The sequence below is a fragment of the Marisediminitalea oceani genome (assembly GCF_003731635.1).
GTDB lineage: Bacteria > Pseudomonadota > Gammaproteobacteria > Enterobacterales > Alteromonadaceae > Alteromonas > Alteromonas oceani.
This window is the reverse complement of sequence record NZ_RCUA01000032.1, coordinates 79,620-92,261: the sequence shown is the minus strand read 5'-3', so window position 1 is coordinate 92,261 and position 12,642 is coordinate 79,620. Positions and strand designations below refer to the sequence as shown.

Annotated in this window: 11 protein-coding genes; 9 read left to right on the top strand and 2 right to left on the bottom strand. The window is 49.7% G+C overall.

The genetic code is table 11. The features are described from left to right. Positions 1-128: 128 nt before the first annotated feature. Together prsT and D9T21_RS09850 are read left to right on the top strand one after the other, a co-directional pair. Entirely contained in the window at positions 129-2,903 is a 2,775-nt protein-coding gene (gene prsT, locus D9T21_RS09855; protein WP_123324786.1) for an XrtA/PEP-CTERM system TPR-repeat protein PrsT, read from the top strand. Between the two features lie 172 nt (positions 2,904-3,075). Beyond that, positions 3,076-4,602 carry a S10 family peptidase gene (locus tag D9T21_RS09850; RefSeq protein ID WP_123324785.1) on the top strand — a complete coding sequence of 509 codons (1,527 nt, stop codon included), beginning with the start codon at positions 3,076-3,078 and terminating at the stop codon, positions 4,600-4,602. 147 nt (positions 4,603-4,749) lie between these two features. Here the strand turns inward: D9T21_RS09850 and D9T21_RS09845 are convergent, their stop codons facing one another. Beyond that, a complete protein-coding gene (locus tag D9T21_RS09845) occupies positions 4,750-5,553 on the bottom strand; it encodes an ion transporter (RefSeq protein WP_123324784.1) in 804 nt (267 codons plus the stop codon). Positions 5,554-5,627: 74 nt separating this feature from the next. Between D9T21_RS09845 and D9T21_RS22710 the strand changes: the two genes are divergently transcribed. Continuing rightward, entirely contained in the window at positions 5,628-5,786 is a 159-nt protein-coding gene (locus D9T21_RS22710) for a hypothetical protein (protein ID WP_164464634.1), read from the top strand. Between the two features lie 64 nt (positions 5,787-5,850). Here the strand turns inward: D9T21_RS22710 and tolC are convergent, their stop codons facing one another. After that, positions 5,851-7,233, bottom strand: coding sequence for an outer membrane channel protein TolC (tolC, locus tag D9T21_RS09840; RefSeq protein ID WP_123324783.1), 1,383 nt, complete (start codon positions 7,231-7,233; stop codon positions 5,851-5,853). 316 nt (positions 7,234-7,549) lie between these two features. Here tolC and nudF point away from each other — a divergent pair, with 316 nt between their 5' ends. The 6 genes from nudF (at position 7,550) to D9T21_RS09810 (ending at position 12,638) form a co-directional block, all read left to right on the top strand. Continuing rightward, a complete protein-coding gene (gene nudF / locus D9T21_RS09835; RefSeq protein ID WP_123324782.1) occupies positions 7,550-8,182 on the top strand; it encodes an ADP-ribose diphosphatase in 633 nt (210 codons plus the stop codon). Positions 8,183-8,213: 31 nt separating this feature from the next. After that, the gene (locus tag D9T21_RS09830; RefSeq protein WP_241155688.1) at positions 8,214-8,609 is read left to right on the top strand and encodes a DUF1249 domain-containing protein; all 396 of its coding nucleotides are present in this window, start codon (positions 8,214-8,216) and stop codon (positions 8,607-8,609) included. Beyond that, a complete protein-coding gene (locus tag D9T21_RS09825; RefSeq protein WP_123324781.1) occupies positions 8,610-9,347 on the top strand; it encodes a metallophosphoesterase family protein in 738 nt (245 codons plus the stop codon). A gap of 13 nt (positions 9,348-9,360) precedes the next feature. Next, entirely contained in the window at positions 9,361-9,960 is a 600-nt protein-coding gene (locus tag D9T21_RS09820; protein WP_123324780.1) for a YqiA/YcfP family alpha/beta fold hydrolase, read from the top strand. A gap of 120 nt (positions 9,961-10,080) precedes the next feature. Further along, entirely contained in the window at positions 10,081-11,973 is a 1,893-nt protein-coding gene (parE, locus tag D9T21_RS09815; RefSeq protein ID WP_123324779.1) for a DNA topoisomerase IV subunit B, read from the top strand. After that, positions 11,973-12,638 carry an HAD family hydrolase gene (locus tag D9T21_RS09810; protein WP_123324778.1) on the top strand — a complete coding sequence of 222 codons (666 nt, stop codon included), beginning with the start codon at positions 11,973-11,975 and terminating at the stop codon, positions 12,636-12,638. The genes parE and D9T21_RS09810 overlap by 1 nt, the downstream gene beginning before the upstream one ends. The last annotated feature ends 4 nt before the right edge of the window (positions 12,639-12,642 follow it).

The following is a 12,642-nucleotide window of genomic DNA, read 5'->3' as shown; positions in this document are numbered from 1 at the left end:
ATAGCAGAAAAGCCAGCTGATTATTAAAACACTATTATAGGCCAATAGTAGTGCGGATACCACGTCTGATTGGTATTAGTCGCTGCAACAATACGGAAAGTCTGAGAATCATTTGCAAGGTAAGCTTTATGAAAAGAAAGTCATTTAATCGTAACGCGGTGTTAGCTGCTGTAATGCTGGGGATTTCCAGCCTGTCACTGACCGGCTGCGGTCAGAAAACCAGTGAAGAACATGTGCTCGCAGCACGCCAGTTTGTTGAGGCGAAGGATAACCAGTCGGCCATTATTGAATATAAGAGTGCCATTCAGAAAGATCCTGAGGATCCCAACGCGCGTTTCGAACTTGGCCAGCTCTATTTGCAACAAAAAGACTTCGCAGCCGCAGAAAAGGAACTCAACCGGGCGCTGGATCTGGGCTATGAAGTGAGCGAAGTGCTGCCCCTTATCACCCGGGCCTACCAGGAAACCAATTCAGAAGTCGCCCTGTCAGAAATTAATCACAACGTGGACGGTCTGACGCCGGTAAAGCGGGCCGAGGTAACCTACTACAAGCTGGAAGCGCTGCTGCGACTGGAAAAGACCAAAGAAGCCCGGGTCCTGCTTGACGACATTGCAAAAATAGATACATCCAGTGTGTATAAAGGGCTATCGCTGGCGCTCGGTAAGGTACTCGACGATGATTATGAAGGCGCCTTACAAGCCATCAATACCCTGCATCAACAGGCGCCGCTTAACAAAGACGTGTTAATGCAGCAAGCGCGGCTGAATATGTATTTACGCAATCTGGATGCCGCCGTTACCGCTTACGATGCTTACCTGGACGTAGCGCCGGATGACACCGAAACCAAATTTATTCTCACCGCTATCCTGATGGATGCCAAGCGTTTCGAAGACGCGGCCCCGTTAGTGGATGATCTGCTGGAGCAAAGCGCTACCAATCCTTTGCTTAACCAGTTTAAAGGCGTGATTGAAGCCCGTGAGGGCAATTTCAGCGTGGCCCTTAAGCACCTGGAAGCCGCGATCCAGAATGGTCGTAATGATCCGCTGGCCCGCTTGCTAGCCGGTTTTAGTGCTTATCAGTTAGAAGACTACGCGGCTACCACCCGACATCTGTCGATGATTGCCTCTGATTTACCGCCGTCTCATGCGGCACTGCGGATGCTGGCAAACAGCTTGCTGCAACAGGGCAAAAATGAAGAAGCTACTGATATCCTGGCCAGAGTCGATGGTGAAGCCGAAAATGACGCTATGCTGTTTTCCAAAGCCGGGTATCAGTTACTGCAAAGCGGTAACGTGGTCGACGCTAAGGCGATGATTGAAAAGTCAGTGCCTATTGCCACTTCAGCAGAAGATTTAACCCGTATCGGCGTATTACAGCTGTCGATTAACGATGCCGAAGGCCTGGTTAATCTGGAAGCAGCGGTAGAGCGGGCTCCAGAACTCACCATGGGCCAGCAAACGCTGGCAAATGCCTACATTGCTACCCGTCAGTTCGATAAAGCGCTGGAAGTGGCAGAAAACTGGCAAAAAACCGAACCGCAAAATGCTCAGCCCTGGCTGGTAAAAGGGCAGGTGTATATTGCTCAGCAAAACTACGAAGCTGCTGAAGCCGCTATTGCCAAAGCTGAGGCGTTAGACAGCAATAACCTGAAAGCCAAAATCCAGCGGGTCTCGCTGGCTATGGTGCAGGAACAGCCACAGCAGGCGCTGGAGGCTATTAATCAGGCGCTCACTATCGACGCAACCGATCAGGCATCGCTGGCGCTCCTTTACATTGTGCAAAAGCAAATGGGCAAAGCCAATGAAGCGGTGAATACTATTCAGGAAATAGTTGCCCGTAACCCTGACAATGATGTACCTAAAGTGTTACTGGCCAGAGTCTACCTGGCCGAAAAACGGGTTGCTGATGGCATTGAACTTATCGGGCAGGTACAGCTTGATGATGACACGCCTGATTTATTCTGGGATACCAAAGGCCGCTTATTATTAGCAGGCTCACAAGTAAACGAAGCAAAAGCGCATTACGAGGCCTGGCTGAGTGAACAGCCAAATCATAAAACGGCTGTGCTGGGCATGGCCATGATCCTTGATTTGCAAAGTCGCTTTCAAAATGGTGTGGAGCTAACCGCCGGCTTTTTAGAAAAGCGCCCGGACCGTCAAATCGAGATAGTCAAAGCGCATTTTCACGCCATGTTGCGGCAAATTCCGCAAACCGAAGCCATCCTTGACCAACTGACGGAGCAAGAAAAGCAGTTGCCTTACGTTAAAGGGATAAGAGCACGGTTGCAGCTTTATCGGGATAATCCAACAGCAGCCATTCCCAATGCGCTGGCTGCTTACGAGGCCATTCCAAATACCCGCAATCTGCTGTTAGCCATGGCTGCCCACGAAATGGCTGACCAGCCAGATAAGGCTTTTGCACTGGTTACGGCATTCAGAGAAAACAACCCTGACAATACCCAGGCAATGTTGCTGTACGCAGAGCGCCTCATTCAGCGGGATCGCAGCGAGGCTATCAACGTGTATCGTCAGCTTGCCGAAAAACAACCGGAAAATGCCATCGCACTCAATAACCTGGCCTACCTTGAACATCAGGAAGGCATGCTGGATGCTGCCGAAGAGCATGCCAGACAAGCGCTCGAGATAGTACCTCAGGCGCCGGAGATTGCCGACACCCTTGCCCAGGTATTAATTGATAAAGGCGAAACCGAAGACGCGAAAGCAATCTACGACAGCGTAATGTCAGAACAGGTGCGCAGTGATGAAATTTACCTCAACTACATTGAACTGTTACTGAAGATGGACTTAACACCGCTGGCAAAACGGCGTCTGGCCGACCGCATTTTCGAAGCAGCAGATTCCAAAGCCCGGGTAGCCGAGCTGGAACAGCAATATAACCTGTAAGCTTTATTGTGGTGATACAAGCGTCGCCTTGTATCACCACCTAACCACTGGCTGCTCAGCTTTGCAGCCAACTATCGCCGGGATCCGGCAGAATGCCCTGACAACACTCAACCTGCTCCTGTTTTTGTGCCATGATGATAAGTGACACGACAATAAAAAAAAGAGAGCACTAATGACACTCATCAAATCACTACTCACCCTGACGGTGGGAATTACACTGCTGGCATCGCCGTATGGCCATGCTGAAGATTACAGTCGCGCCATTGAGCCCGACAGTACCGTAGTAACCGAACATAAAACGACTATTAACGGTGACAGGGTAAACTACACTGCCACTACCGGAACCCAACCGGTATGGAACGACGAAGGTGATGCCGTGGCCGCCCTGCATTACACCTATTACAAGCGCAGTGATGTTAAAGACGACAGCACCCGCCCGCTGGTCATAAGCTTTAATGGCGGACCAGGCTCAGCCTCGGTGTGGATGCACATTGCCTATACCGGGCCGGTGATCCTGAACATTGATGACGAGGGCTACCCGCTGCAGCCTTACGGCGTGAAAAAGAACCCTTATTCCATTCTTGATGTGGCAGACATTGTGTACGTTAACCCGGTTAACACAGGCTACAGCCGCGTGCTGAAAAACGAAGAGGGGGAGTTACCTTCTAAAGACGCCCAAAAAGAGATGTTCTTTGGCGTGAATGCCGACGTTAAGTACCTGGCAGAATGGTTAAATACCTTTGTTACCCGCAATAACCGCTGGCGTTCACCTAAATATCTGATTGGCGAAAGTTACGGCACCACCCGGGTTTCCGGCCTGGCGCTGGCATTACAAAACAGCCAGTGGATGTATCTGAACGGCGTGGTACTGGTATCGCCAACAGATTTAGGTATTAAGCGTGACGGCCCGGTAGACGTGGCAAACCGGTTACCCTATTTTGCTGCTACTGCCTGGCACCACAAATTGCTGGCGCCTGAATACCAGAATATGGCGCTGGAAGAATTTCTGCCGCAGGTTGAAGCCTTTGCGCTGAATAAACTGTTGCCAGCGGTCGCCCGGGGCGGTTTTATCGGTGAAACAGAAAAACAAGCGATTATTGCGCAGGTGGCTGCCTATTCGGGACTATCAGAGAAAGCCGTAGAGCAAAACAATCTGGATGTGAGTCCCTGGTATTACTGGAAAGAGTTGCTTCGTGGAGAAGGTAAAACTGTTGGCCGCCTCGATAGCCGCTATCTGGGAATTGATGGCAAAGACAGCGGCAGTCGCCCTGATTACAATGCCGAACTCACTTCATGGCTGCACTCGTTTACGCCAGCATTGAACTACTATTTACGTGAAGTACTGAATTATAAAACGGATGTGAAGTACAACATGTTTGGTCCGGTTCATCCGTGGGATCGCAGCAACGATAAAACTGGTGAAAACCTGCGCCTGGCCATGGCGGCTAACCCTTATCTGCATGTGATGATCCAGTCGGGTTATTATGATGGCGCGACCAACTACTTCGACGCCAAATATACGCTATGGCAGCTTGATGCCAGTGGTAAAATGAAGGATCGCCTGAGTTTTAAAGGATACCGCAGCGGCCATATGATGTATTTACGCCACGAGGACTTGGAGTCGGCTAACAACGATATCCGTGACTTCATCAAAACCTCACTGCCCGGCAAAAATGAAGCAGCTAAATATCCACGATAAGTGGGTTTAACACTTTGCCATTAAACCGGCCTTGAACCGGTATCAATGACTCCGTCAACCCGACATTAATTTTTCCGTCATCCCGGAAAGCACGCAGTGCTTATCCGGGATCTCCTGAAAAGGCTGGCTTAGCCTAATAACACGCGATTATTCTTTTCGCTGCATGTCATCAATTTTCTGTTCGAGCCGTTTTAAGTGAGCAGCGATATCATTGATAGTTGGTTCATCTTTGTGGGCTTCACGGTAAGCCTTGGCGTTTTCTTCCTCCATCACATTGACCACAATACCAATCACCATATTTAAAAACGCGAAAGCGGTGAAAAAGATAAAGCTCAGGTAGAAGAACCAGCTTAACGGATAGACTTCCATGGTTTCGTACATTACGTCTGTCCAGTCTTCAAAGGTCATTACCCTGAACAGGGTGAGCAGTGAAATGGTAATGTCGCCCCATAGTTTAGGATTGATGTCTTCAAATAGCGTACTGCCGATAGCCGCGTAAATATAAAAGATGATAAACATCAGCAGCATCACATAGCCAAGCTGTGGTAAGGCTTTCATCAGGGAAACCAGAAGTATTCTTAGCTCCGGAATGATAGATATCATCCGCAGCACCCTGAATACTCGTACCAGTCGCGCTATCAGCGCAGTATCGCTGTTTTCCAGCGGCAATAAACTCACTAATACAATCAGCGTATCAAACCAGTTCCAGAAGCTTTTAAAGAAATCGATCTTGTTTTTCTCACCCAAAAAACGAATGGTGATTTCAATTAAAAAGAACGCGCTAATCAGCCAGTCGAGTACATTGGTGACCTGGTTAACCGTGCTCGGCATGTCGTAGGTTTTTGCCCCAACCAGTAACGCCGAAAATAAAATGACTGCAATAACAAAAAGTTCGAACACTTTATTGGTTCGAACCTGTTCAAATTTGTGCTGGAGATGAGATGCCTTCATGGTCAGTTAGTTTCGTTTGAGAATCGTGAAATAAGACTATATGATTGTGAAATATCAATTTTTCAGGCCGTATCATGGACGACAGCAGTGAAAGTTTGCAAGCTAAATTAGCGCAACTGGCAGAACAATTAAATAACCATGCGCCGAGTGTCGAAGAGACCCTTCAAATAAAGGCGTCTATGGAAGAAATCCTCCAGCGCCTCGAAGCCTTGCAAGTCACATCCAGGCCGTGATAAGCCATTTTTCCAATAAAAAACGCGCCGCAAGGGCGCGTTTTTTGAGTCTTGCCAAAGTTAATTACTCGCTGTCCACAGGCGCATCTTTCAGGCCCTGACTAATCAGCTCAAGATCACTGGCGGTCAGATTACCAGCCGCTTGTTTCAGCGTAACCATAGCCTGGATAAAGTCATAACGCGAACCAGACAAGTTAGCGCGCGCGTTGAAAAGGTTACGGGTGCTGTTAAGTACGTCTACAATGGTACGCGTACCCACATCAAAACCCGCTTCTGTCGCTTTCAACGCACTTTCAGCAGACAGCACTGCCTGTTCCAGAGCCCGAATCGTAGAGATAGCAGCTTTTACATCATTATACGAACTGCGAACCGACTGTATAGCCTGACGGTGGGCGAGTTCTAAATCTTCACCGGCACTGATAAACAATGCACGGGCGCGATCCGTTTGCGCCGATACCTGACCGCCCTGATAAATAGGCACAGAAACATTTACACCAATGCTCTGACTATCCTGAAACGGCGTTTCGTTGGTGAAGAACGGTGATGAAATTTCGGTTTTCGAGCTACCATAAGAGGCTGATAAGCCCAGCGTAGGGTAGTGACCAGCTGTAGCAATGTCGATTTCCATCTTCGCTACGTCCATGGCCAGACGCTGCGCCAGCAGGGTCAGGTTAGACTCTTCGGCGATGTCCAGCCATTCAGTAACGGCCTGTGGCGATGGCGAAGAGGCGGCGAAACGTTGGGTATCCAGCACGTCCAGACGGTCGTGATACTTACCGGTAATCACGCGCAGCGCTTCACGAGCCAGCTCGATGCGGTTTTCTGCAACAATTTCCTGAGCAACCGTATTATCGTAATTGGCCTGAGCTTCGTGAACATCCGTGATGGCAGTCAAGCCAACTTCAAAACGCTGTTTGGTTTGTTCTAACTGGCGTTCGATGGCACGTTTCTCTGCCTGCACAAAGTCCAGGTTATCCTGTGCGCGCAGTACGTCCAGATAAGCAGTTACCGTGCGTACAATTAGTTGTTGTACCGCGGCAGCGTAGGTAGCGTCGCTTTGCTCGGCAGATAATTCAGCCTGGTCCAGACCTAACCAGCGAGAGTGGTCGTATAACGACATATTGAGGTCAATGCCCCAGCTGGTAGAGTCACGGTCAACTTCTACGTCGACAATTTCGAAGGTCGGGTTGCCGTTTTCATCTTCACGTTGAATGTTCTGGGTTGATTCACTGGTAGACGTGGAATAGCCCAGTGAGCCTGAAATTTGTGGTAACAGCGCGGCACGGCTGATTGGAATAGCCTGATAAGCAGCGTCGCGTTGTGCTTTTGCACGATTAACAACCGGATCGTTGGCCATGGCTTGTTGATAAACGTCCAATAAGCTATCTGCTAATACCGGTGTGGTCATTCCCAGACCAAGCATTAGCGATAAAAGTGTTTTTTTCATGTTTGTGCCTTCAATCTCAACTGTGTTTACTAACTAAATGGGTGATATGGGTAGCAAAATTACGCTAGTATGGTTAACGGGTATGCCTTTGCCCGAACCATGCACCCAAATGACGATCTCACTTCTATTACATTGGTGTACTTTAAAAAAATCACATAATAAAAGACACAACTAAGTCGTAACAGAGCTTGCGTAAGTGTAACAGAATATGTGTCTTCTATGTCTGAGTGCGCTTATACAAAAATTATATATACACTCATGATCGTAAATACTCAATCGCGTATATTAACTGGTTTAACTAATAAATGAGAATGCAATGACAGCGAAAATTCAACGTTTCAACTCAGAAGACGTCAAAATCGCGGCAATTGAACCCTTGTACGAAGGTTTCTTCACGATGGTTCGCTACGACTTTTCGCACAAGAAATACGACGGCAGCTGGACCGGCAACATCAGCCGGGAAATCTTCGAGCGTGGCCACGCGGTTGCCGTGCTGCCATACGATCCGGTTCGTCAGGAGTTTGTGTTGATTGAGCAAATTCGGATTGGCGCGTTGCCCACCACCAATTCTCCGTGGCTGATTGAAATAATCGCCGGCATTATTGATGAGGGGGAAAGTCAGGAATCAGTCTGTCACCGCGAAGCGCAGGAAGAAGCGGGGATTGCTCTCACTCACCTTACCAAGGCCTTGAGTTACCTGGCGAGCCCGGGTGGCACCACCGAAAGGTTGCATGTGTACGTGGCCTGTACCGATGCGGCTAATGCCTCCGGTGTGCACGGACTGGAGTATGAGTCAGAGGATATTTTAGTCCACCGGGTGGCAGAAGACACAGCCCGTGAATGGCTTGAATCAGGTAAAATAGACAACGCTGCAAGCATAATTGCGTTACAATGGTTCTTTATGAACAAACACACTTTGTTAGAGCAGTGGCAGTCCGGTGACCAGTAACAAGCGTAAATATGTACCTAATTTACCCACCTTGCAGGCAATCTGCGAGCGTAATTATGTGCATCTGTTAAACATGTTACCCGACTGCGATACCGAGGATCTTACCTACCGGTTTACGGCCGGACTGGGCTTGTCTTACCGTATTCAGATCATTGAATCGGCTCGCTACACCAGTACCATTTTGGTAGAGCAGGTAAATGTATCCACACCCGGTTATCTTAAGCCATCCATGACAGTAAGGCTGTATCATGATGCGCGAATGGCAGAGGTGACCTCCAGTCAGAATGCCGGTGCACTGGCGCCTTCCTACGAATACCCCAACGCCAAAATGCGTCTTCGCAACGAAAAGCACATGGTTAATTTGTTTTTAACTGAGTGGCTGAATTTTTGTTTGAATCACAACGCACAACCTATTGCCTCAACCTGAATGAAGCTGATCCAGATATCTGACTGTCATTTATTTGAATCACCCGAATTATCCGCCTACGGTGATATTAATCCCGCTCAATCTCTAAGTACTGTGCTGGTTGCCGCCGTTGAGCAACAACCGGATGGTCTGTTATTTACCGGTGATATCTCCGGCGACGATAGCAGGGCCAGTTATCAGTTATTTCTGAGTCTGTTGAACCAGTGGGGCGGGGAGATACCATGGCGGGTGATCCCCGGCAATCACGACAATAACCCCTATTTTGAGCAGACGCTTAAAGCCAACTGGTTACGCGCTGATACGCCCTGGATACTCAAAGGTAAATACATTCATGGCCTGGATACGCGCCTTGAGGGAACTCTCGGCGTGATTGATGAAAAGCAACTGGCCAGCGTTGCGGCGAACATAGCCCGGGCGCCTGATGCAGGGCATCTGCTGGCAATTCATCATCATCCGGTTGCTACGGGCAGCTGGATGGATAATCATGCGCTGAAAAATACCGAAGCGCTTGCCCGCTGGCTTGCAAAGCAACCGATAAAAGCCGTATTACATGGTCACATTCACGCCGAAACTCAGGCTCAGCTCAGCAATACTCCGATACTTGGTGTGCCGTCTTCGTGCTGGCAGTGGCAACTTTCAGCCGAGTTTGGCCTGGCCAGCGAAAGACCTGGGTTTCGGGTAATTGAATGGGCAGAAAATGGTACTTTTACTTCCCGCATACACCGGATAACGCAATAAAACAGGAGTCGTAATGGCGTCGATACTTTACCTACATGGATTCTTAAGCTCCCCAAGCTCGTTAAAAGCCAACCAAACCCGGGCGTACCTGCTACAACATTTTCCTGACACAACCTTTATCTGCCCGGAATTATCCAATAGCCCTGCCGAACTTGAAGCGCAATTGCAGGCGCTGCTAAAAGCGCATCCGGATTTACTCACCGGAGGCCTTAAGGTGATAGGCAGTTCCATGGGCGGCTATCTGGCAACCTGGCTCACCGAGCAATACGGTGGCAGAGCGGTACTTATCAATCCGGCGGTAACCCCCTTTGAATTGCTTAAAGACTATCTGGGCGAACACGAAAACCCTTACACGAATAAACGTTTCGTTCTTAGCGAAGATGATATCGGCCATATCCGCGGATTTTATCAGCCGCAGTTGAGTCATCCCGAGCGCTATAAGGTGCTGCTGCAAACCGGCGATGAAACCCTTGATTACCGTCAGGCAGTACAGCATTACGCCGGCGCTGATGTGTATATAGAGGAAGGCGGCGATCACAGTTTTGTGAATTACGAAGCGCACCTTGAGGGAATAATGGCTTTCCTGAATTCGGCCGAGGCAACACAACGTTAGGTCAAATTGCGCTTCTACCAGACCCCTGATAACATCAGTTAAAAGGTTGTTCTGGTGGCGTCTGCTTGCAACGCTACCATTGCAACACGTGTGCAGCTCAAACGAAGAATAATCACAACAATGTCGAATCAATATAATTCAGATGCAATTGAGGTCCTAAATGGTCTGGAGCCGGTTAAACGGCGTCCGGGAATGTACACAGACACGACCCGCCCGAATCACCTTGGTCAGGAAGTGATCGACAACAGTGTGGATGAAGCGCTGGCGGGGCACGCCTCTAATATCAAAGTGGTACTGCATGAAGACCAGTCCCTGGAAGTGGTGGATGACGGTCGTGGTATGCCGGTGGATATCCACCCGGAAGAAAAGATCTCCGGGGTTGAGCTGATCATGACCAAGCTCCATGCCGGTGGTAAGTTTTCTAATAAAAACTACGAGTACTCCGGTGGTTTGCACGGTGTGGGGATCTCGGTGGTTAACGCGCTGTCTAACCGGGTGGAAGTTACCATCCGTCGCGACAGTCAGGTTTACTTTATCGCCTTCGCCGATGGCGACAGAGCCGAAGACCTCAACATTATCGATACCTGCGGCCGGCGCAATACCGGCACCAGCGTGCGCTTCTGGCCTGATCCGCAATATTTTGATTCGGCAAAATTCTCCGTAGCAAAACTTTGTCATAACCTGCGCGCCAAGGCAGTGCTATGCCCAGGCCTGCGGATCAAGTTTGAAGACAAGATCGGCAAGGAAACTCACGAGTGGCACTATGAAGACGGTTTACAGGATTACCTGATAAGCGCCGTTAAAGATTACATTACCGTGCCCGACGATGTGCCTTTCACCGGCAGTTTCAGTGGTAACGGCGAGGCGGCTGACTGGGCCGTAATGTGGTTACCGGAAGGTGGCGAGCTGACTACCGAAAGTTATGTAAACCTCATTCCTACTGCACAGGGCGGCACACACGTAAATGGCTTGCGCCAGGGCTTGCTTGAATCTATGCGTGAGTTTTGTGAATTCCGCAGTTTACTGCCACGCGGGGTTAAATTAACGCCCGACGATATCTGGGATCGCTGTGCATATATTCTTTCCACCAAAATGCACGATCCGCAGTTTGCCGGCCAGACCAAAGAGCGCCTGTCATCGCGTCAGGCTTCTGCGTTTGTTTCTGGTGTGGTGAAAGATTCATTCAGCCTGTGGCTGAACCAGCACACCGACATCGCCGAAGCGCTGGCCGAAATGTGTATCAACAACGCGCAGCGTCGTTTACGTCAGAACAAAAAGGTAGCCCGTAAAAAGGTTACCCAAGGCCCGGCGTTGCCAGGTAAATTAACCGACTGTGGCTCACAGGATATTACACAGTCTGAATTGTTTCTGGTGGAAGGGGATTCCGCTGGCGGTTCAGCCAAGCAGGCTCGCGATCGTGAATTCCAGGCCATCATGCCGCTGCGCGGTAAGATCCTTAACAGCTGGGAAGTGGACTCCGGGCAAATACTCGGCTCACAGGAAATTCATGACATTTCAGTGGCGCTGGGAATTGATCCCGACTCCGAAGATTTAACCGGCTTGCGTTACGGTAAAATTTGTATTCTGGCCGATGCCGACTCAGATGGTCTGCATATCGCTACCTTGTTATGTGCGTTATTTGTGCGTCACTTTCGTGCGCTGGTTAATGCCGGTCATGTGTATGTTGCCATGCCGCCACTGTTCAGAATCGATGTGGGTAAAGAAGTGTTCTATGCGCTTGATGAAGCCGAAAAACAAGGGATCCTCGACCGTATCGAAGCCGATAAAAAGCGCGGTAAGGTAAATGTACAGCGATTTAAAGGTCTGGGTGAAATGAACCCTATGCAACTGCGCGAAACCACCATGGATCCTAATACCCGTCGTTTAGTGCAGTTAACCGCCGACGATAACGACGAAATGCTCGAAATGATGGACATGTTGCTGGCCAAGAAACGCAGCGGCGATCGTAAAACCTGGCTGGAAAGCAAAGGTAATCTGGCCGAGGTAGTGTAATGGCAAACCCGGGAGCACCGCTGCAGGCAATTTTATTCGACCATGACGGTACGCTGATAAACTCAGAGGCGGTTCATTTTAAATTATGGCAGCAAACCCTCACGCCTTATGGTGTGGAGTTAACCGACGCTTATTATAACGAGACGATGGCTGGTGTGCCCACCTCGCAAAATGGCGTGGATGTGGTGCGGGATTTCAATTTATCAGCTGAGCCTGCGGAGTTAGCCAATACGAAAACCCGGCTGACAGAAGAGCATCTGCATAAAGCTCCTTTCCCGTTAATGCCCGGCGCACTGGAGACCATGACGCTCTGTCATGAGCAGGGGCTACGTATTGCCATTGTAACTGGCGGCAGCAAGTATTCGGTTCAACGCACCCTGGAATGTTACGGCTTTGCCGACTGGGTGGAATGCGTAGTAGCGGTAGAGGACGTGGAGCACAGTAAACCCGCTCCCGACTGTTACTTAATGGCGCTGGAACAAATGGGCCTGACAGCAGAGCAGGCGATGGCGGTGGAAGATACCGAACACGGTCTGGCTGCCGCAGCAGCGGCCGGGCTGCGTTGTGTGGCGATCCCCACGGAACAATCCCTGGGCCATGACTTTTCTGCCGCGGCCGCGGTATATCAAAGTTTGTCTGCGTGGACTAACGAGCAATTTAGCTAACTAA

What these genes read in the sequence shown, in the direction of transcription:
- prsT (WP_123324786.1), top strand. Translation starts at nt 129, where the DNA reads ATGAAAAGAAAGTCATTTAATCGTAACGCGGTGTTAGCTGCTGTAATG.
- D9T21_RS09850 (WP_123324785.1), top strand. Translation starts at nt 3,076, where the DNA reads ATGACACTCATCAAATCACTACTCACCCTGACGGTGGGAATTACACTG.
- D9T21_RS09845 (WP_123324784.1), bottom strand. Translation starts at nt 5,553, where the DNA reads ATGAAGGCATCTCATCTCCAGCACAAATTTGAACAGGTTCGAACCAAT.
- D9T21_RS22710 (WP_164464634.1), top strand. Translation starts at nt 5,628, where the DNA reads ATGGACGACAGCAGTGAAAGTTTGCAAGCTAAATTAGCGCAACTGGCA.
- tolC (WP_123324783.1), bottom strand. Translation starts at nt 7,233, where the DNA reads ATGAAAAAAACACTTTTATCGCTAATGCTTGGTCTGGGAATGACCACA.
- nudF (WP_123324782.1), top strand. Translation starts at nt 7,550, where the DNA reads ATGACAGCGAAAATTCAACGTTTCAACTCAGAAGACGTCAAAATCGCG.
- D9T21_RS09825 (WP_123324781.1), top strand. Translation starts at nt 8,610, where the DNA reads ATGAAGCTGATCCAGATATCTGACTGTCATTTATTTGAATCACCCGAA.
- D9T21_RS09820 (WP_123324780.1), top strand. Translation starts at nt 9,361, where the DNA reads ATGGCGTCGATACTTTACCTACATGGATTCTTAAGCTCCCCAAGCTCG.
- parE (WP_123324779.1), top strand. Translation starts at nt 10,081, where the DNA reads ATGTCGAATCAATATAATTCAGATGCAATTGAGGTCCTAAATGGTCTG.
- D9T21_RS09810 (WP_123324778.1), top strand. Translation starts at nt 11,973, where the DNA reads ATGGCAAACCCGGGAGCACCGCTGCAGGCAATTTTATTCGACCATGAC.